The 19438-nt window shown below is 68.5% G+C and carries 14 protein-coding genes; 5 read left to right on the forward strand and 9 right to left on the reverse strand.

Annotated elements, in window-relative coordinates:
• The first annotated feature begins 510 nt into the window (after window positions 1–510).
• The 5 genes from ABR737_RS43730 to ABR737_RS43750 all read left to right on the forward strand — a co-directional run bounded on the left by ABR737_RS43730 (window position 511) and on the right by ABR737_RS43750 (window position 3611).
• Complete coding sequence (locus ABR737_RS43730; protein WP_350257205.1) at window positions 511–1116, forward strand: ATP-dependent nuclease; 606 nt, start codon at window positions 511–513, stop codon at window positions 1114–1116.
• A gap of 50 nt (window positions 1117–1166) precedes the next feature.
• Window positions 1167–1658, forward strand: a complete 492-nt coding sequence (locus tag ABR737_RS43735) for an ATP-dependent nuclease (RefSeq protein WP_350257206.1) — start codon at window positions 1167–1169, stop codon at window positions 1656–1658.
• On the forward strand, window positions 1619–2401 hold the full coding sequence (locus ABR737_RS43740; RefSeq protein WP_350257207.1) for a hypothetical protein: 783 nt from the start codon (window positions 1619–1621) through the stop codon (window positions 2399–2401). The genes ABR737_RS43735 and ABR737_RS43740 overlap by 40 nt, the downstream gene beginning before the upstream one ends.
• 470 nt (window positions 2402–2871) lie before the next feature.
• Window positions 2872–3357, forward strand: coding sequence for a hypothetical protein (locus ABR737_RS43745; protein WP_350257208.1), 486 nt, complete (start codon window positions 2872–2874; stop codon window positions 3355–3357).
• Between the two features lie 20 nt (window positions 3358–3377).
• Window positions 3378–3611, forward strand: coding sequence for a P-loop NTPase family protein (locus ABR737_RS43750; protein ID WP_350257209.1), 234 nt, complete (start codon window positions 3378–3380; stop codon window positions 3609–3611).
• Between the two features lie 797 nt (window positions 3612–4408).
• On the opposite strand, the gene ABR737_RS43755 is transcribed toward ABR737_RS43750, so the two are convergent.
• From ABR737_RS43755 to ABR737_RS43795, 9 genes are all read right to left on the reverse strand, one after another.
• Window positions 4409–5029 carry a hypothetical protein gene (locus ABR737_RS43755; protein ID WP_350257210.1) on the reverse strand — a complete coding sequence of 207 codons (621 nt, stop codon included), beginning with the start codon at window positions 5027–5029 and terminating at the stop codon, window positions 4409–4411.
• A complete protein-coding gene (locus ABR737_RS43760; RefSeq protein WP_350257211.1) occupies window positions 5029–7449 on the reverse strand; it encodes a DnaB-like helicase C-terminal domain-containing protein in 2421 nt (806 codons plus the stop codon). The genes ABR737_RS43755 and ABR737_RS43760 overlap by 1 nt, the downstream gene beginning before the upstream one ends.
• Window positions 7450–8341: 892 nt before the next feature.
• Window positions 8342–9109, reverse strand: a complete 768-nt coding sequence (locus ABR737_RS43765) for a hypothetical protein (protein WP_350257212.1) — start codon at window positions 9107–9109, stop codon at window positions 8342–8344.
• A gap of 593 nt (window positions 9110–9702) precedes the next feature.
• Window positions 9703–11037 carry a DUF2399 domain-containing protein gene (locus ABR737_RS43770; RefSeq protein ID WP_350257213.1) on the reverse strand — a complete coding sequence of 445 codons (1335 nt, stop codon included), beginning with the start codon at window positions 11035–11037 and terminating at the stop codon, window positions 9703–9705.
• Window positions 11034–15281 carry an SbcC/MukB-like Walker B domain-containing protein gene (locus ABR737_RS43775; RefSeq protein WP_350257214.1) on the reverse strand — a complete coding sequence of 1416 codons (4248 nt, stop codon included), beginning with the start codon at window positions 15279–15281 and terminating at the stop codon, window positions 11034–11036. The genes ABR737_RS43770 and ABR737_RS43775 overlap by 4 nt, the downstream gene beginning before the upstream one ends.
• Complete coding sequence (locus tag ABR737_RS43780) at window positions 15278–16657, reverse strand: DUF2398 family protein (protein WP_350257215.1); 1380 nt, start codon at window positions 16655–16657, stop codon at window positions 15278–15280. The genes ABR737_RS43775 and ABR737_RS43780 overlap by 4 nt, the downstream gene beginning before the upstream one ends.
• The gene (locus ABR737_RS43785; RefSeq protein WP_350257216.1) at window positions 16654–18282 is read right to left on the reverse strand and encodes a DUF2397 family protein; all 1629 of its coding nucleotides are present in this window, start codon (window positions 18280–18282) and stop codon (window positions 16654–16656) included. Before ABR737_RS43785 ends, ABR737_RS43780 begins: the two co-directional genes overlap by 4 nt.
• A 472-nt stretch (window positions 18283–18754) precedes the next feature.
• Window positions 18755–18934, reverse strand: a complete 180-nt coding sequence (locus ABR737_RS43790; protein WP_350257217.1) for a hypothetical protein — start codon at window positions 18932–18934, stop codon at window positions 18755–18757.
• Between the two features lie 107 nt (window positions 18935–19041).
• Complete coding sequence (locus ABR737_RS43795) at window positions 19042–19437, reverse strand: hypothetical protein (RefSeq protein WP_350257218.1); 396 nt, start codon at window positions 19435–19437, stop codon at window positions 19042–19044.
• Between the last annotated feature and the right edge of the window lies 1 nt (window position 19438).

The raw sequence follows: 19438 nt of genomic DNA on the forward strand, positions 1-19438 counted from the left end.
CACGCATTCGCTAAGGTTAAACGTAACTTGGTTTGTTCCCTGAACAGCACCTCCGTCGATCTCAGTTCTGATTTAGGCTCAGTTTTGTACCGGCAGCTGCCCGGCCAGGTGGGCGCCCTCCTCCGCAGTGATACCTCGTTGGAGGTTGTAGTCGTACTGCAGCTGGTTAACGGGGCTGCTTGCCGGATAGACGTCCTCCCTGTTGCGGCCGGCCGATGAGGACCGCCAAGAAGGCCGGGCCTGCCTGGCTCCGGTGGGCCACGAGACACAGATGGCGGTGAGTGTGAGTCCGCGGTCATGGGGAAGTGGCTGGCTGGTGCGGCTGGCAACATGGTTCGCCTGTCGGGAACGGCCGCCGCGTGACACGCAACGTGACCAGCACCACTCAGAATTACTTATCGGTACGGTCTCGGTGTCCATGTGGAACTGTGCGCAGAATTTACTCATTGCGACTCATGGTGCAGATGGCTATCTCTGCCCCTTTGTGGTGCATTGAATTCGGGGGCGTGTGTGAGTCAGACGAAGTCGGGCGCCGGGATGTACTTGCAGCGGCTCGCCATCAACAACTTCCGGTCCTGTTATGACGTGGAGGTCGAGTTCCGCCCCGACATCACCCTCCTGGTTGGGGAGAACAACTCCGGCAAGTCCAACGTCATCGAAGCGCTGCGGCTGGCCACCACGCCGCTCAACCGCCGGGCCACCCGGTGGCTGGAGGAAACCGACCTCGCCCACGGCCGGGAGAGCGATGAGGTGTCCTTCCGTGCGACCTACGCCGGGCTGACGATGGCGCAGCGGGCGCACTACATCACGGCGCTGGACACCGAGACGAACCTGGCCACCTACACCACGACCTATCAGCGGGACGCCGCACGGCAGCAGATGCGGCCCAACGTGACCGCCGGGCCGGTTGACGGGCCCGACGCGGAGGCGGACAAGCGCGACCAGATCGCCCACGTCTACCTGGCCCCGCTGCGCGACGCGCAGCGGGAGCTGGCCTCCTCGGACGGCAACCGGCTGCCCGCATCATCAAATATCTCACCAGCGACAAGGAGCGTGACGAATTCCGCAGCCAGGCGAATGAGTCCTTCACGAAGCTCAAGGACCATCCGGTCCTGATCTCCACGACCAAGGAGATCCAAGGACACCTGGGAGAGCTGACGAACGCGGTGCGCGGGCAGACCGTGGAGGTCTCCTTCGCCGATTACGAGCTGCACCGCCTGGCCCGCAGCCTGCGCGTGAAGATGGCCGAGGTGGGCATCCCGCCGACCGACCTGACCGAGTCGGGCCTGGGCTATGCCAACCTGCTCTTCATCGCGACCGTCATCCTGGAGCTGCGCAACGCCCAAGACGTGGAGCTGACCATCTTCCTGGTGGAGGAACCCGAGGCGCACCTGCACCCCCAACTGCAGGCGGTGTTGCTGGACTACCTGTGCGAACAGGCCACGGCCTCGCTGAAGGACGACCCCCACGGCCCGGCTGGCCGCATCCAGGTGATTGCGACCGCCCACTCCCCCAACCTGGCCGAGCAGCATCGGCATCGAGAACGTCGTGGCCCTGCGCACGCAGTTGACGAACGAGACGGTCCAGGTCGCCGAGGGGAGCCCGGCGCAGGACGCGGGTGCTGCCGCTGGCCGCGCTGGACCTCACGGACGAACTGACCGTCGTGACCGACGGCGACCCGGGCCTTCCCGACGAGGAGAAGGAGAGCGGGCCGGCCGGCACCCCGGTTGCGGCCGCCGCCGACGCGGAGGGGGGTGAGGAGGACGAGCCGGATGACGAGGAGGAGAGCGCGGTGGACAACCGCAAGGACCGCCTGCTCGCCCATGCTGTATCCATCGGGGCGCAGGGTCGCTTGATCGTGGTCGAGGCCCAGCACGCCCTGGAGGCGGACCTGCTCGCCCCCGAGGTTAACGAGCCGGTGCTGCGGGCCGCCTTCCTCAAGCAGCGCCCCCGCTCGCAGAAGAAGTGGCGCGAGATCCTCAGCGAGGAGCGGGGCCGTGCCTGGGGCCTCTACCTGAAGCTGCGCAAGCACAAGAAGTTCATCAGCAAGGGCGAGTTCGCGCACGACGTGGCCCTGGCCATCGAAAACGGCGACGCTTCCCAGGCGCCCCCTACCTGGATGCGGCCATCCGCGGGGTGCTGCAGGACCGCGGCGGTGAAGGGTGAACGATCCGGACCTGAGCGAGGCCCAGCAGGCGCTGGTCGATGCCGAGGAGAGCCTGTTCGCTGCTGTCTGCCCGGGCGCAGGCAAGACCCGGGCCATGGTGGCCCGGTAGGACAGTGCGCGGTTCCGCCTGCCGGAGATGGGACGGGCACGGGACCTGGACGTGGCGTGGTTCGATTTCGAGCCGGACGGGCGGGCCCACCTGATCCTCGGACGGGTGCTTCAGGCCTTCGGTGATGCTGCGGCGCACCGCATGCTGGCCCGGCGCAAGCCGGAGGCGGAGAGCCAGGCGGCGCACCTCTTCGGGCGGCTGCTGTGTGCCGGCACGGTCAGCTGTGAGGCGGCTCGTATCTTGGCCGAGTACCGGCTGGGCATCCCCGACGAGCGGGCGGTCTCGCGCCGCTGCTGCGGGCCCGCTTCGCAGAGAGCATCGTGGACGAGGTCCAGGACTGCGGCCGGGAGGAACTGCTCATCCTGCGGGACTGCGGGGTGCGCATCGTCATGGTGGGCGACCTGGACGAGGTGATCTATGAGTTCCGCAACGCCACGTCTGTGGCCGTGGAGGAGTTCGCGGCCGGCCTCTCTGGGCGTATCCCGCTGGGGACAACTGGCGCAGGTTCCCGGCCGGCTGCGCCTTCAACAGCGCGCTGCGCTCCTGCCGGCTGGCCGAGACGGCCTGCGGGGATGCCTGCCTGACCCAGCACTCGGTGCATCTGCTTCAGTTCACCAAGCTCGACCAGATCGTGCCCGCGGCGCTGGAGGTGGCCGAGCGGTATGAGCTGAGCGCAAAGGAGATGGTGCTGCTTTCCCACGCCGAGGCGCATGGCATGAAGGCAGTCGGCGCGGCGAACATCGACAGTACCGCCAGCTCCCGGGTGCTGGCCATCGCAAGTGCCGGCTTCCAGCTCCGCTCTCGGCAGACGGCGCCCAAGACGCGTCGCAGGGCTCTGGCGCAGGTGCAGCGCGCTGTGCTGGCGGTCCTCATCGCCGACCGGGCCACCGCGGACCACAGCCTCGCCGCCCTGTGCGAGGAGGCGGGCCTCGAGCGGCGCTGGCTGGAGGGCTTCGCGGTGCGCATGGCGCTTGCCCTGGGCCCCACCGGCCAGACCAGCAGGCGTTCGCCGCCGAGGTCCGTGCCTTCCTCAAGGTGGCCTCCTGGGGCGTGGTGCCTCCTCCCGACCCCGCCGTCCTGAGTCGGCTGTTCAAGGTCCCCTTGGGCTCTGCGTGGGCGGGTGTCGCCGGGTTCGGGACCACTCCGGCGGTCCGCCACTCCACCGTCCACGGCGTCAAGGGCATGGAGTTCCCCGGCGTCGTGTTGGTGCTGCCCGAACGGCTGCGGGTGCACCCGGTGACCGGGCGCACGGTCCTGGATGACTGGGAGGGCGACCACGATTCTGAGGCCCGGCGGTTCTGTGCGTCGCTGGCTCCCGCGCCCGGTGGCTGCTGATCTGCGCGGTCCACCGCAAGTATGCTGACCGTGTCTCGGCGCTCCTGACGGCTCGGTGCGTGCCGCATCTTGAGGCGTAGGAAGGGTGGGCGAGGCGGCCGGGGTCGCGCTGTGCGCGGCGCGGGGTGCGGTCCTTCGCTCCCGCCGTTCGACTTCTTGGGGTGCCGTCGTCTGCGTGTGGCTTTTTGCGCTGCCTCATGGCGTGTCGGGCATCGGAGTCTCAGCTTCGTGTCGCTTCCTCGGCGGTCTGTCGTGATCGGAGCAGACCGCCGAGCTTGTGACCTGGGCCGTCGCGCACCCTCCGAGTCAGCAGCCCGCAGATCTGCCAGCTGTGGGTTGCCAGGTGGTTTGGGGCGAGCGCGGTGTCGGGTCGGCAGTGCGGGCACAGGTCGACGTCGCCAGCGAGGGTCTGGTCGTGGGCTGCCGGAGCAGGACGTGCGTAGAAACTCCGGGCGTGTGAGGCGCTCGATCGCGCTGTGCGTGCGAGGAGCTTTCCCGGGCCCTGGTCGGATGGGTGGATCAGCGCGATCCGGCGAAGAGATTGTGGGAACGCGGTATGCCCGCCGCGCCCTCGTTTTCTCTGGACGCTGGCGCCGACCTGGCGGACGTCTTCGTCCACGACTTGCTGAGGGCGTACGAGCCGCGCGTTGGTGGCCGCGGCGATAGGGCTGGGGCCGGCTCGGCAAGGAGGCCGGGGCCGGCCGGATGGTCGCGGTCTTGCGATCGCACGACGGATAGCCACCTGCACGGGTGGTGGCACGCACCGCGAGCGTGCCGACTTCGCTTGTGCCGTTGTGTCAGGCGCCGAGGCCGATGTGGGAGACGTAGGTGTAGGCGCCCCAGTCGCTGTCGAGTTCGGCGATGACGTCGTCCCAGAGTTCTTCGAGTTTGTCGACGTCGCCGGCGACCATGGCTTCGACGGCGTCGTCCCAGATGTAGCGGACCTGGAAGCGGCGGACGCGCAGGTTGTCGCGGCGGCGGGTGGGGGTGACGGCGTCCTGGTTGATGGGGTGGATTTCGATCTTGGTGCCCTGGCCGCCGTGGTTGAGGTGCTGCTGGAAGGCGTGGGGGTTGGCCATGACGTTGTGGGCGCGCAGGTTCCAGTAGGCGGTGTCGATGGCTTCGCGGTTGGCGGGCTTGGGGGTCTGCTTGCCGCCTGTCCACTTGCGGAGGGTGTGAGAGGTGGCAGTGATGCCGGCCTCGGCCAGTGCCCGGAGGCCGCCTCGGTGGGTGGTGAGGTATTTCATGCGGGCCATGAGGCCGCGGCGGGTGGTGACGGGGGACTTGATGCCGCCCTCGACGATCATGCGTTCGAGGGCGTCTTCGAGGGCGCGGCCCAGGGCGATTTTGCCGTGGACGTTGCCGGGGTCGAGGTTGGCGCCGTACCTGCCGAAGTTCTTCCAACCGTCGGTGGACATTAGCGGGGCGTCTTCCTGGAGCGGGGCAGGGTGTATTCGTCTTTGCTCTTGAGCTGTCCGGTGAGGCGGCCTTCTTCGAAGACGGTGCGCCAGTCGGTGTCTCCGGTGATGTGGAGTTCGTCGGTGCCGCGTACGCGGACGACGGTGAGGCCGTTTGTGTGGGCGCGGTGGGCTTTGAGCCAGAGGTTGGCGAAGGCCTGGCTGCGGATGATGTGCATCCAGTCGGGGCGGCGGATGTCGCGGTTGACGCTGGATTCGCCGATGGTGGAGACGAATTTTGAGTACATGGCCTTGATGTATTCGAGGGTGACGTCGTCGCGGTTGTCGATGGCGGTGTGGCGGGCATCGGTGAGGACGCGGCGGAACTTCTCCAGGAGGCCTTCGGTGGCGCCGGAGGTCCAGGCTTCGGTGATGTGGGGGGCCTCGCACAGGCCGAGCTTGTGGCAGCGGATGAGGAGGCGGATGGTGGCATCGTCCAGGAGGACGGGGCCTTCCTCATGGCGGTTGCCGATGGGGTCGGGGAGATCGGGGTGGTCCCAGGCGGGGCGGGCCGGGAGGCGATAGATGCCCGAGCGCTTGGGCTCGAAGCCGCCGTCGGCGTCGTAGTGGAGAGCGCCGATGGGCAGGTAGGTCTTGAAGGCGGAAAGGTAGGCGGCGTTGGTGTCCAGGGAAGTGACAGCCACAGGAGCTCCGCCGTCGCGGAGGCGGGCGGCGAGGGGGGTGTTCTCCCAGTTGTGGCGGCCCTCCCAGATGTCGTCCGCTCCGTCCTTGGTCTTCTTCCTCAAGAAGTCGAGGGTCTCGGGGTAAACGGTGTGCTCGTAATTGCCGCCGACCCGGGTCGCCTCGAAGAGCTCCATGCCGTTGGGGATCGCTTGCTTGACGAGGGTTTCCGTAGCCGCGTCGGTGTCGCCGTCGTGATCCTCCAGGGCGCGCTCGACTGCGGTGGTGATCATCTGAGTGAAGTGGCTGTAGTCCCGGCCGGCGTAGGTGGAGCTGCGGGGCGTTGTGGGGCGCGCGGAGACGGGGGCGAGGGTGGACTGGGGGGCCGGTTGGGAGGGCGCGGGTGAGCTGGAGGCCGGGTTGGGGGGCGGCGTGGGGTCAGCGGTGGGGCTGGTGTGGGGGGCGGGGTCGGTGAAGCGGGCATGGGGCAGGTCGGCGGTCAGGGCGAGGTCGGCGAGCGTGCCCAGGTCCCGCTCGGTGACGGTGAGGTGGGCCCGGGTCTCCTCGCGGCTGAGGAGGAGGGTGAGGTCGGCGTTCACCGTGGCCAGGACGGCGGGGTCGTCGGTGTCCAGAGCGGCCAGGACTGGGATGTTGTGGGCGCGGGCGAGGTGTGCGAGGGCTTGCACGGCGTCTGCGATGGCCTGGTGGCCGGATAGGGGCAGGCGGGGGTCGTGGGTGGTCTGGAGGCGGTCGACGACCAGCAGCGCGAGGTCAGGGATGTCGGGAACGGTAGAAGCGATCGCGGCTGCATCAAGGTCGCTGCCGTCGTCGATGAGCAGCGGCGCCTGGGTGAGCTGGTGGGCGGCGTCGGCGGCGGCCTGCTGTTCGTCGGGGGTGAGGGTGGCGGCGCGCAGGCGACGGTAGTCGACGGGGGCGAGGGCGGCGATCAGGCGGGCGGCGACGTCGGCGCGGGTCAGCCCGGAGGCGGCGTAGAGGACGGGGAGGTGGTGGGCGAGGGCAGCGGTGCGGGCCGCGGTAGCAGCAAGGAGGCTGGCTCCGGCACCAGGTTCACCGGCGATGAGGTAGAAGCGGCCGGCCTGGAGGCCGCCGAGGGCTTGATCGAGGGCCGTGATCCCCGTGGATAGGCCTGGGAGGCTGCCTGCGTCGGGCTCGTTGTCGGCGGTGGGGAGGGTGGCCAGGGCCTCGGCGAAAGGAGCCAGACGACGCGACGCAGTTGCGGGCGCACTGGTCTGTTGTGCCAGGGAGTGTTGGGGAGTGTGTGCGGTCGGCGACGCGGGAGCCTTGAGTTCTGTGGTGAAGGTGCTCTGGCCCGTGGGGGTAGCAGGCGACGCGGCAGTGGTGTCCGCGGCGTTGCGGGGCAGTTGCTTGCTTGGGATGCGTGCCGGGGTAGCGGCCGCTGCGGGCGTGTGGGCAGTGGTTTGCGGGATGAGGACGGCGACTGCGGTGGAGTGACGGCGCAGCACCTGTGGGTGGCCCTCGGCAGCATGCTGGATGAGGTCGCCCAGTTTCTTGCGGGCTTGGGCGGTCGGCCAGGACGGGGCGGTGGTCAGTTCACACCCGGCTGCCTCGGCGGCGGCGGGTGAGACCAGCAGTGCCCTGTGCTCTTGGCCCTCGCTTTTGCGTGCGAGCGGGATGGCCTGCCCCTCGCCTGCGGCTTTCACCAGCTGCGGCAGCATCCCGCGCGCCTCGTGCAGCGTCGACGGCACGGACGCAGCAGGCGGCGTGACCTCGTTCGACACTTCAGCACTCCCAACTGCACTTCAGGCATGAGCTGCTGGTGGGGTGACACGCACTCCACCAGAAAACGTAACGTCACCCTAGCAATACGGGAGCACGTGTCGGTACAAAAGGCGGAGGTCGGTTACAGAACTGGAGCACCGGGGCGTGCGAGCCGTCTGGGCATCCGCGTGAATGGCCTCAAAGCTGTGTTGGGTGGCATCGACCGGAATGTGGGAGGTGCGGGCTGGGAGGGCGTGTCAGCAGCAGCTGGTGAGCTGACTGTTGCAAAGGCGAGGATGTTTCTATCGTCCGCCGGGCAGACGCCTCGCCTGCCTGGTGTTCGCCGATCCCCTGCCGCCGCGGGGGCTCACCTGGCGACAAATGGTCACCTGGTGGACGAAGCGCAAGCCCGACGTTGACCAGAAGACGGCGGCAAGCAGATTGTACTGCCGTCTGTACCGGTTGCTGGACTCCCCGCCCGAGCAGATGCTCATGCGCATCTGCTGCGCCCGATACGCCGAGGGAGGCAGCTTCGGCCTACCCGCACGGATCCTCAGGTCTACCTCCGCTACGCCCCCTACACCCGGCACAGCGGCAAGCAGTCCGGAGCTCTGTACCGGCAGCGGATGGATTTCCTGCTGCCGGCGCCGGACCGCTCCCGCATCGTCATCGAGGTCGATGACGTAAGCACTACGGCCGCAAGAACCCGTCCGATGGACATGGGCTCTTCTCCTGGACCGCTGTGCCGCGGCAGTAGAGGAGCCTCACGAGGGTCACTTCGCGTCAGTCGGGGCTCGCCTCCCCGCCTCGACGTACTCTTCGCGCCACGCCGGACGGGCGCGCACAATGATTCTGCATCGTGTCGTGTCGAGAACAGGGTGGAAAGGGCACCGATCCGGTCAAAGATGGCTCTTACGGCTTCCCGTTGCGGATTTTCTTGGCTACCTCATCGAGCAGAATCTCGACCAGTCCGCTTGGGGGCTTGTAGCCGCCCGAGCGGGTCTTGAGGAAGGCCACCGCACGGACCTTACGCGCCTTGGAGCGAGCTTCCCGGATTTTGGAATCATTCGCCAATTCCTCTGCAAGGTCTTCCAGCTGCGCTTCCAGCTCGGCGAACGCCTTCTCGGAGGCCGCATCTACAGCGTCTGCGGCACGCTCGACGACAGCCCAGTAGTTGGCCACACGCGGCCCTACGAGGCGTCGGACGATCCGCTGACGCTGGGCCTGGCTTGGGGCCTCCCGGAACTCAGGACTCTCTCGCAGCTGCGCTGCGAGCAGCGCGATTTCTCTTTCGCTCATTCGGTCCGGTTCGTCGGCGGTGGTGCGGTCGCGGTTGTCGACGTCCTCGTCGTGAACCGCAAGCGCCCCTTCGAACTCTGCACTGATTGCGGTGTACCAGGCTGCCTGAACTGCCGTCCAGCAGTGGAGAACTCCGTCTGCGGCGAAGGCCAGGTGTACGTCGCGGCACCGCCCCTGATGTGTGGTGGCCTGGTGGCGCACCGCGGCAATGCGGTTCCGGGTGTGGACGTCGAGGCTCTGTTCCTCGTCCTCCTCCAGGTCCAGGGAGGCAAGGTCGAAGGTTTCCCTGCAGCTGTACAGCAGGCGGGCTCCGGCGGTGGCCGCGAGGTCGACGAAGGCTTCAGGAGTCATGTGCTCCGCCGTCATGTACACAGTCGGCATGAGTGCGTCGTATGTCTCTGGTACCACCGGGACCAAGGCCAGTCCTCGCCCGGAGGCCCAAGCGGGGATGAGGGGAGCGATCGTGTCAAGTTCGCTCCCCTCAGAGGCTTCCGATTCCGATGATGAAGTCACAGCCGGTTCCTCGCCAATCATCTGTTTCTCGTGTGGCGCCGTCACGGTAGAGGCATGGTGCGACACAGGCCGTGGGTCTGCGGTGTTCGGGAACTGGCCGGGCCACCGAGCGTGATCCGATAGCGTTCGAATGACGCTTGTGCACGGCGTGGCTCACCGGTGAGTCGCCGGCGGCGTGCCGTCCGGCTGGAGTAATGATGCCCGGCCGACGGGGCGCCGCCTTTGATGCGTACCGGAAGCGGCAGATGCCGCAACCACCCCTAGTGGACGCCGCAATGGAGCTCCCGAGCCCTTCGTGAGCTCCATTGCGGCTCGCGGTCCGGACGTTCGAGCGTAGTTCTCGATCTCCTCGCGGCCTCGGCCCGGCGCCTGGCGCTGGGGCCCTCTCGGCACAGCCGCTTCTGGTGCTCGCCAACAACAGGGGCTCTGCGCCGCAAGGACGGATACGCGCTCGTCAGTGGTCACTGCGAGCCCGGATTCCTTCCAGACTTGGTCACCGAGGAGCACGGAGAGGCAGTCTTCGAGCTAAGTGAACCCGGGGCGCCGTCCGCAATGTCGCCAAGCAATTCAGGAAGGAAATCTTCCTCATACACGGGCACGGACTGCTTGAGCATCACGCGTACCAGTCTCGGATCCCACGGTGCGTCCGTTTTCTTGAGGTGCAGTGTGTCCGTGCCCGCGGGAGCGGCCGAGAGATAGTCGGCTGTGCTCATCCTCCATGGAACGGCTGCTGGTGCGGCAGCGAGGAGGGCGCGCATGTGCGCCAACCCGGCCTGGTCGAAGTCGGCGCGGACGGCGGTTCGCCAGCCAGCATCCGACAACGCGCCGACTGCTTCGCACTCCAGCTGCGAGGGTGTGCCGGCTGTGCAGATCACTCGAGGTGTCCAGGCCGTGGCGTGGGCCAGGGCGTGGTGGCTCGCCGCAGCGAGCACGGATGGGTTCTCTGTGACGAAGGCCCAGTCGCCGATGGTTGTGGGGGGCTCCCATGTGATGTCGGCCAGTTCTCTGGGAGGCAGGGTGAAGGTCGCGCCAGGCGGGATCCGCCACCCACGGGGGGTGATTCCGGTGATGATGAGTCCGCCGAGCAGGTCGTCGCAGTCCACTCCGAGGCGGGCCCAGCTTGAGCGCCCCGTCGTGGCGGGGGATCCGGTGAGGGCGAGGACGAGTGCGGGCAGTGTTCCTGCGTCGAGGGCGTGGGGATTGCCCGGCACGAGGATGCGGCGGTCAATGCGCCGGCCGGGTGTGGGCAGGCAAGCAGCCACCTGCAGTGCCTGGGCGAGCAGCGCATCGGGATCTGGTGTGTTGAGCAGGCGGGTGATCCAGCCGAGGCTGTTCAGTCGGCTGAAGACGGTGGCCGGTTCGACGAGTTCACGCACGTGATGGGGCAGGGCTGCTGCGGAGCTTTCCAGCACTGCACGGATCCGGTGGGATGCGGCCGTGTGCTCGGCGCGGATGCGGGCCTTGGTTGCCAGCCGCCGGTTACAGGCGTGAGCCGCGACGGCTCCAGGGGTGAGTGAGGGTCCGCGGGTGGCGACTGCTGCGGTCAGTGCCTCCAGGCTGAGGCGGCGACGCTGGCCGGGCTCCGGTGGCCGTCCACCGATGAGACCGGCTGCTGCGGCGCGCTGGGACGGCGAGGTCGGCACCGTTACGGTGACCGCGGGGCCTGCGGTGAGTGTCTCGTCTCCACGTCGGTCGGCCGCTGCCGCCAGGGCTTGCCACAGCCAGGTGAGGTCGGGGCTGAGCAGGGGGGTTAGGTCGGCGTCTGCGCATGCTCCGGCACACAGCGAGCAGTTCACGCTTGCCTCCCGGTGTGGGGTGCGGGATGGGTGTTTTCGGGCAGGTCCTGGTCTGAGCGGATCAGCATGGGGAAGGCGACGACGGTGCCGTCGGTGCCTGCTTCGAGGTCGTGGGCGTCGATGCCGTCCCATGCGCCGGGGGCTCCGTCCCACAGGTAAGAGGTGCATAGGACGTCCAGGTCGAGTTCGGCGAGGTAGCGGGCCAGTCCTTCGCGTCCGCGTTCGTCGACTTCGGCAGGGACTTCGTCGAGCGGGATCAGGCGTAGGCCTGTGCTGGTGAAGCGGTCATAGTTGGCGGCGATGGCGGCGAGCATGGGTGCCAGGACGACAAGGCGTCGTTCGCCGCCGGACAGGCCGGTGCGTGGGCCCCATTGGCTGGTGACAGGTGTGCCGTCGGGGCCGGGGCGTTCCACGAGGTAGTGGACGTCGACCCAGCTGCGGATGTCGACTGCTGTGGCAAGGCGCTCTTGCATGGTGGAACCGTCGGCAGCGGCCAGCAGGGATTGGAGTGCCTGCCCGACTTGTTGTTTCTGGGTTTCGGTGCGGACGGCGTCGCCGACCTTGCAGGACAGGTCGTACACGGTGCGGGTTGCGGCGTCGAGATCGTCTCGCAGGCCAATGTGGACTTGGACTGCGACACCGGAGGATGCCTGGGCTGAGCGCATCTTGCGGTTGACCGTCTTCTTCCAGTCGGTCAGGGCGGTCCATGCGGTTCCGATGGCGGCGGGCAGGCGGCCGATGACGAAGTTGCGCAGTGCTGCGGCTTCCGCCGCGTCGAGTGAGGCTTTGGCCCTGTCGGCGAGGGTCTGCGCGCGGGTGGCGGCGCTGAGGGGGTCGTAGTGGGTTTCCGCATGGGTGAGAACGAAGGCGTCGAGCTGTTCGATGCCTGTGGGCGGTTCGTCGCGCGCGATGGTCCAGGTCTGGGCGAGTTCGGCGCGGATGGTGTCGTAGCGCTCGCCGAGGGTCTTCTTGGAGGCGGTGGGGCGGCGGGCTAGCAGGCCTTCGACGGTGTCGAGGAACTCCGGTCCGTCCGCGGGGCCGGCGCCCGGGGAAATGAGGCCGGGGTCGGCGCTGAGGGCTTGAGTGACAGGGGGCCAGGCGAGCAGTGTGGCCAGGTGTGCCCGGGTGGCCGCCTGGCGGGGTTGTGTTTCGTCGAACCGGTCTTGGGCGGAGGCGAGTTCGCTCTCGCAGGTGCTGAGGTGTTTCTCGGCTGTCACGGCCTGCTCTCGGGAGGATTCGAGCTGCCGAAGGAGGTCTTTGGCCCGTTGGGTGGCTTCCTCGTAGCGTCGGGCGGCGTCCTCGGCGTCACCGTGGGACTGGGCCTCGGTGAGTTCGGCGCGGGTCTCGAGCACCGTGGTGTGCGCGCTCTGGGCGGCGTGCTGGAGTTCAGCGAGGCGCTCAGTGAGAGCGTTTTCGTCAGGCAGCGCCTCAAGGACGCGCTGGAGTCTGGGCAAAAGGCGTGACGACAGCTGGTGTGCGCACCCGTTCAGCTTCTCGGCGCGCGTTCGGCCGTCCTCGATCAGCGTGACCAGATTGCCGGGGTCGGCGGGCAGGCCTAGGCTTCGGGCGCGGGCCGCCCAGGCGGTATGCAGGCGAGTGCGCTCGGCAGCAGCGTCGTCGGCCCGCTGTCGCAGGGTCCGCGCGGTGGTGTGGCGCTGGTGCGTTTCCTTCGCGGTGCTGACGCGCTCAGCCTCGGCGTTGGTCAGTGCGTTCCTGGTGGGGAAGGCATGTGCGTCCCTGCGGACCGTGTCGCGCTGCTTGCGAAGTTCAGCAGCGGCATGGCGCTCTTCCTCAGCGCTGGTTTCGAGTTTCTGCGCGGTCTCGTCGAGCTCGTCGGCTTTGGCACGTGCTTTGGCCAGACGGGTGCGGGCACCGATGTGTGAGGCGGTAGGGACCTCGCTGCCGGTACCGCGCAGTGCGGCGGCGGGATCTGCGCCGAGGGGGCCTGCAGTGAAGGTGCCATCGCGCCCGATGACGAGAGCAGTCGCGTCGCGGTAACCGGTGGCGCTGTCGGCCAGCGCAATGCGCTCCAAGACAGCCTGCGCGAGGCCAGCATGCGGATGGTCGCGAACTACGTCCAGGACAGCAGCCAGGTTCTGCTCACGAACGGGGCCCAAGGGGCTGATGTGCCAGGCGCGGATGGCGGCTCCGCCTGAGTGCAAGTGGGCGCCAAGGACTCCGGAGCTGGCGAGTGCCAGCTCAAGGAGCGCCTTTTGTTCGTCATCGTGGTCGACTGCGGGATGCCATTCGAGCAGGGCGCCGAGCGCGGTGTCGTCCTCGCCCGGCCCGGCCCAGTCCGGACGTGGCAACGGCAGAAGCTGCCCGGAGCGCAGGCGGCGGGCTTCCATGCGGTGCTCTTCGGCGGTGGTATCGAGGCCGGCTGCGGTGGCGAGGTGCTGCCTGGCCGCGCTTCCGTAAGCGGCTGCGAGGGCTTCACCCATGCGCACCGCTTGATCGGCCCAGGCGTTGAGCTGGTCCCGGACTGCGGCGGGTTCGGCTGTGGTGAGGGCGTCGACGTCGTTTGCATCCCACACCGGCTGCTCGTCCCAGGAAGGGGCTGGATCGTCGTGCATGCCCCGCAAATGAGGGTGCGCTAGCGCCCACGGTGCGACATCGATGAGGAGCTGGCGGGCAGCCGAGCGCGCCGCAGCGGTAGCGCGGTCGTGGGCCTGATTGGCTTCGTCGAAGGCGCTCTCGGCAGTGGCTGCCGCTTCGTGTGCGGTCGCGGCTGTCGTGCCGGCTGCCGCGACGGGTTCGTGGTCGCGCAGGATGAGTGCGGCCCTGTCAGCTGCGGCGCGATGCTCCTGAGCTGACTCCTTCCATCCGGTGGCGAGCTGTTCGAGGCCGCCGCGGTCGTGGGTGAGAGACATGCCGGGGCCCGGGTCGGCGACACGGTCAGCGACAGGGCGGGTGATGCGGGCGCGGGGGTGGCGGGCGAGCAAGGTCTCGAGCGTGGCCGGCCGGGCGCCGGCGGCATGTGCGCCGCCGGTGAGGTCGTCGAGGTCGCCGATGACGTCGTCGAGGGCCTCTTGGCCGGTCTTGGTCTGGGTGCGGGCCTGTTCAGCGGCGGTATGGAGGCTGTCGTAGCTGCTGGCTGCCGCGCTCTGCTCTGCTGTGAGCCGTTTGCGCAGGTCCATGACGCGTCCGTGGGATCGGTAGGCGTCGCTGGTTTCGATGGCGCGTGCGGAAGCCTCAGCTTCACGGTGTGCGTCACCGAGGCGTTGGATGTCTGTTCTCGCGTGCTCGGCGGCGGTCTGTGCCCCGTCCAACAGGCCGGTGCGCTGTTGGAGGTGACGTCGGCGTGTGCCGGCTTCGTCGTGAGCTTTGCGTGCGGCCGTGTGAGCGGCGCGGGTGACGTCGATGGCATGGCCGGTCCATACGCGGGCGAACTCCTCCAGGAGGGTGGCGGCGTGCTCGTCGCGTTCGAACGCCTCGCGGGTGGTGTCGGACTCGGCGAGGGCCTCCGCGGTAGCGGCGAGGACGTCACCGTCCACGCCCGGAAGGGACTGGCGCAGCGCGTCAGCTGCTGCAGCCGGGGAGACGTCGCCCAGCAGAGTCGGATTGCGTACTTCCCGCAGCCGCGAGGCGAGCAGGCGCAGTTCGCCGGAGGTAGTGGACCAGACGCGGGTGGCCAGGTGCTCGATGTATTCCTCGGGCTCGGCGAATACCCGTCCGCCGGCGGCCTCGACGCGGGAGGCGAATTCCTCATGCTCCAGTGCGCCGCCGTTGGTGGCGCACAGCGTCAGTTCCTTCAGTGGGCGGCCGGGCACTGTGAACGGGACGACTTTCACGGCGGGGGTGGAACTTGGCGAGTACTGGAGCCGGACGCCGAAGCTCACGACCTCCCCGTCGGCTGCCGGCCCGTTCAGTGTGCTGTCGGGTGTTTTGCTGGCTGGAGCTGCGAAGCTCAGCCACAGGTATCCGTAGCGGCGGCCCCTGGCCGGGGCGCCTTCGCTCATGAGGAGCTTCAGGGTGGTGGGGCGGGCTTTGCCGGCGGCGAGCTTGGCTGCGTTCAGGTCGAGCAGGTAGGGCCACAGGGCCTCCAACGCGGTGGTTTTTCCGGTCCCGTTGGGCCCGCGCAGCAGCAGCCGTCCCGATGCCGCGGGCAGATCCAGGGCGCCGTAGCGCCATACGTTCGACAATCCAGCGCCGACCAGGCGCCAGCGGCCGCCGAACCGATGCGTATTGCCGGAGGGCCGAGGTTGTGGCGGCAGGGAAAAGTCCAGGTCGAGGATGTCACTCACGGTGCGTGGCCCTCCATTTTTTCTTCGGCGATGTCGCTGAACAGTCCCTGCTGAAGGGGGGGTTGCTGGTGCTGTTGCACCGGTGTGCTGCGGGGTGAAGGGGTGCGGGTGCGGGCGGCTTTGGGGAGGGCGGTGCCTTCTTGCGCCCAGCGGCCGGCAGTGGGGGCGAACCACCACATCGGTGTGGTCTGCTCTCCGGTCGGCGGGTCTGCGTGGGTCAGATGGACAAGGTGGGTGCCCGTCAGTAGGTCGCGGACCTTTCCGGCCAGCAGGTGGGGGTCTTGGGCGTACTCGGCGCCCCAGCCGCCCTTTCCGGAGACGTTGTTGCTGGCGAAGGACGTCAGCGCGGCCACCACGTTCTCCTCGGTCATGCCTCGCCACCCTGGCCCGGGTCCGCTGCCGGCGGTGCCGTGCAGCGCGGCATGGTCGAGCAGCAACAGTGCGGCGTGCGCGATGGTGCCTGGTGCGGGGAAAGGCATCGGGCCGAGTTCGCGGAAGTGCCGGAATGCTTCGTCCGGCACCACGAATGCGGCGCCCTCCGCGCGGCGCTCCAGGACGAGTCCGAAAGCGTCGGCCAGGGGGCCACCGTCGTCGCCGCGTACCCGCTGGCTCAGCCACTGTGCCTCGGCTTCATCCAGTAGCGCGGTGTGCACGCAGGTGTCGTCCACGAGCGCACGGCGCATCCGGCGGGCTGCATCCGGTTCGCGCTGCACCTGCGCAAGCCATGCCTGAGGGTCGGCAGCTGGGTCGAGCGTTCCGGGGTTGGCGACGGCATACGCCAGCCTGGTGTGGTGGACGGCGAGCAGCACCGGCGCCTGTTCGTCGTGCAGGTAGCCGTCCAGGTCGCCGTCGAGGCGTTCGACGACGCCGCGTTCGTCGAGCATGCGCAGTGCGGCCAGGATGGCCCGGCGCTCTGTCATGTCATGGCGGGCGGGCAGTCCGGCTTCTGCAGCTGCGGCGCGGGCCTGGGTGACCAGGTGTCCAAGTGCGGTGCGCGGCGGCATCGACTCGGCGGCTGCCAGCAGAAGGAAGAACCAGGAGCAGGCAGCTGGGGTCGGTCCCTGGGCGGCCCACACGTCCGGGCGCGGCGGTGGGCTTTTCCGCAGACGGACCAGGTCGCGTTCGATGACCAGTACCCACCCCAGCCGGGCCACGGCGGAGCGGAGTGCGTGCTCGTTGCGGCGCACGGCGGCGATGAGTTCATCGTCGCGGCCGCCGACCAGCCACGGGTGGGCAGCCAAGTGGCGCAACAGGGCGGCTGTTTCGGCGTCGGCCTCGGGTCGCCATGCTTTGCGCCGTCGCAGCGGGTGAGGGGAGGACGCTTCATTTGTTACAGGCTTCGGCTCGGGCGTCTGGGCGTCGGTCTCCTCGCTCATGCTGCGCCTTCCTGCAAGGTGGCGGGGCGGGGTGCCTCGTTGTCGGGAGCGGCGGGGCCGGCGTGCGGGGTGAGGTGCAGCAGCGCGTGTGCGCAGACGTCTTCCCGCGTCGTGGTGCCCGCAACGGCGGCGAGGGCCACGGCGGAGGGGCGGCGGCCGGGCTGGTGGAACAGAGGGATCCGCCTGGGCAGGAGCACACGCCAGGTAGGTGCGTTCAGGGTGCCGACTCCGTTGCCGGTGTGGATGAGGGTGCAGGCGAGCCCTTCGCTGGTGCCGGTGCGGCTTGGGCCCGTCGCGGCGGCTCGGGCGGCGGCCATGAGGGCGGCGAGCGCGACGCGGGCAGCAGCCTCGTCCAGGTGTTGTCCGGGAACTGAGGCCAAGACCGCGGCGACAGCGACTGCGTGCTCGGCTCGCCGACGTGATCGGGCTTCGGCCACTTGCGCTTTGACTGCTGTGTCGTCACGTGGTGTGGTGCCTCTGCCGCGCGGGCCGGACCGGCCGGTGGTGCGCAGGAGCGTCGGCACTGGCACCTGCGGTCCGCCGCGCCAGGACGGGTTGCGGCCGGCGTCGTCCTCGTGGGCCTGGCCGTAGAGCTTGCGCCAGGGGTGGTCGCCCGCCGCGGCCTGGAAGATCTGCACGCCGATCTGCGGGGTCAGCACCGCCCGGGCAAGAGCCAGGGCGCGGGTACGGGTGGAGGCGGTGCCTGCTGAGGAGTGCAGTCGGCGCAGATTGGCGTGCATGCTCGGCAATGTCCGTACCAGGCGCAGCGAGAATCGCGCCGCGCGTCCGCTGCGGGCGTCGAACCAGGCAGACAGTCCCTCCCAGTCCTCCACACGGCCTCCGCGCGAGGCGCTGAGCGCACCGGCAGCGATGAGGTCGCGGGCTTGGGAGGCGTCGACGGCCGCCTGTGCCAGCTGGCCGAACCATGGCCGCAACACCGTCAGTGCCGCTGCCGCTCGCGCCGAGCCGGAATCGAGTTCGGCGGCGACGCGGGTGGCATAGTCGACCAGCAGGCCCTTGAGGTCGTTGGTGCGTTCCTCGTCCAGGTCGAACCGGTCGGCCAAGCTCATCAGCGCATCCTCGGCACCGACCAGGGCCGCGTCCAGGTCATCGTGACTGGTGAACACGGCGCTCACTGCATCGACGCCTGCGGCCTCCAGATGACCGGCGGCCGGCTCCCTCGTGCCCAGCGACTCGGCGAGCTTCTCAAGGTGGGTCACGATGCGGCTGAGCGACACGATCGGGATCTCCCGCACGGTCGGCGTGCCGGCCAGGACCTGCCGGTAGAAGCGCTGCACGTGGCGGCCCGCAGGACTGGCGGTGTAGCGCCAGTTCCGTGCCAGGATCTCGGCATACCGCCGCGCCCGGCTGGTGTCCGACCGTACTGAGACCGCTCCCATGTCCTTCAGGGCATCCAAGCGTGTTTCGACCAGCCGCGCTTCCATACCGAGCCGGGTGACCGACAGCGCTGCTGCGACTTCGGTAACTGTCATGTCGGTCACCGACCCCTCAAGCACATCCATGATCGCGATGTAGTCAGCAGATTCCGGACGCACCAGATACCCCACGACCTGCCGGGCGTCGCCCACGCCATCAACCGCAGCACGGTCCGACTCTTCCGCCACCACTCCCCCTTCCGCGCGCCCCTGGCCCAGCCTGTTGTGGGCCTTGTTTTGGAAAGTAGATGCAGCCACTGACAACGCCGCCGAGAATCGGCAAATTCGAGAGTCTTTCCTGCACCCCACATGACTCGAATCCACCACCGCAACCAGCCGCAAGTCGCAGACGACGAACCGATACTGCCCGTGTCAACACCTCATTCCATGACCGAGGCCGCAGGCCTCAAAAGCTGGTTTGATCTGCAGCTTTGGGATCCCTGAGCAGACGTCTCGATCGCTGGCGAGGCCTTCCGAGGCACAATGAAACCGAGGCGGCGCACGCTGCACCCAGCGGGCGGCATTCGGCCAGATTGATGCCCGAAGCCGCAAGCACCGAATGCGCGGACCCCACCGCCGTCTCCCCACTCAAACAATTCGCCAATTCGTTCGATAATCGGGGTATCCAAGACCCACGACTAATCCAAGGACGGCGCAGGCCCTATTCAGCGTCAGAACGAAGCCTGCGGTGGCTGCCGAAGCGGCCAAGGCCCAGCTCCAGAAACAGCCTCAGAGCGGTGCCGCTGTTCCAAAAGCCGACCATGTTGACGTCGATCAAGCACAGGCTCGTCGTGCGGCGAAAGCGCGGGGCCGGGAAGCACCGGCCGTCGGTCGACGGCATGACCCGGAACTGCATACCGGCTCGTCGCAGCTGTCCGGATCGCGTTGTTCGCCGCTCCGGCGGCAGCGGGCGTTGTGCTAATGCTCTGGCAGTCCGTTGCCGACGGCTCACCGCGACAGTACGACGTGATGCCAGGGAGACGTCATGTCAAGGGAGTTGCAGGTCCTCCACTTCGACACCAACGAGGTGCGCCGGACCCCAGCGACCAGGTCGGGGTGGTCTCGGAACTGCTGCTCGCGTGCCCAATCGGCGAGGTCGGCTTTGTGAGCAGCCCGCACGGCGTCGGGGCTGATGCCGGTGAGGGTGGCGATGCCCATGTTGATGTCGTCGAGGCCGTGGTATCGGTTGGCGGGCGCGTAGATGCCAGCGGCGTCGGCGGCGTACTCACATCCGGCCGCGGCGAATTTCTCGAACAGCCATCGCCGGAAGGGTGTCCTGGGTCTCCCAGGCGGAGTCGTAGTTGTCGACTCGGGGTCGTCGTAGCCGGGACCGATGATGGGCATG

It is taken from the genome of Streptomyces sp. Edi2, from assembly GCF_040253635.1.
GTDB lineage: Bacteria > Actinomycetota > Actinomycetes > Streptomycetales > Streptomycetaceae > Streptomyces.

Bases quoted from the DNA above. Each gene is read 5' to 3' on its own strand.
- ABR737_RS43790 (WP_350257217.1), bottom strand. From the start codon at position 18,934: ATGCCGTCGACCGACGGCCGGTGCTTCCCGGCCCCGCGCTTTCGCCGC.
- ABR737_RS43765 (WP_350257212.1), bottom strand. From the start codon at position 9,109: ATGCCGACTGTGTACATGACGGCGGAGCACATGACTCCTGAAGCCTTC.
- ABR737_RS43780 (WP_350257215.1), bottom strand. From the start codon at position 16,657: ATGAGCGAGGAGACCGACGCCCAGACGCCCGAGCCGAAGCCTGTAACA.
- ABR737_RS43795 (WP_350257218.1), bottom strand. From the start codon at position 19,437: ATGCCCATCATCGGTCCCGGCTACGACGACCCCGAGTCGACAACTACG.
- ABR737_RS43755 (WP_350257210.1), bottom strand. From the start codon at position 5,029: ATGTCCACCGACGGTTGGAAGAACTTCGGCAGGTACGGCGCCAACCTC.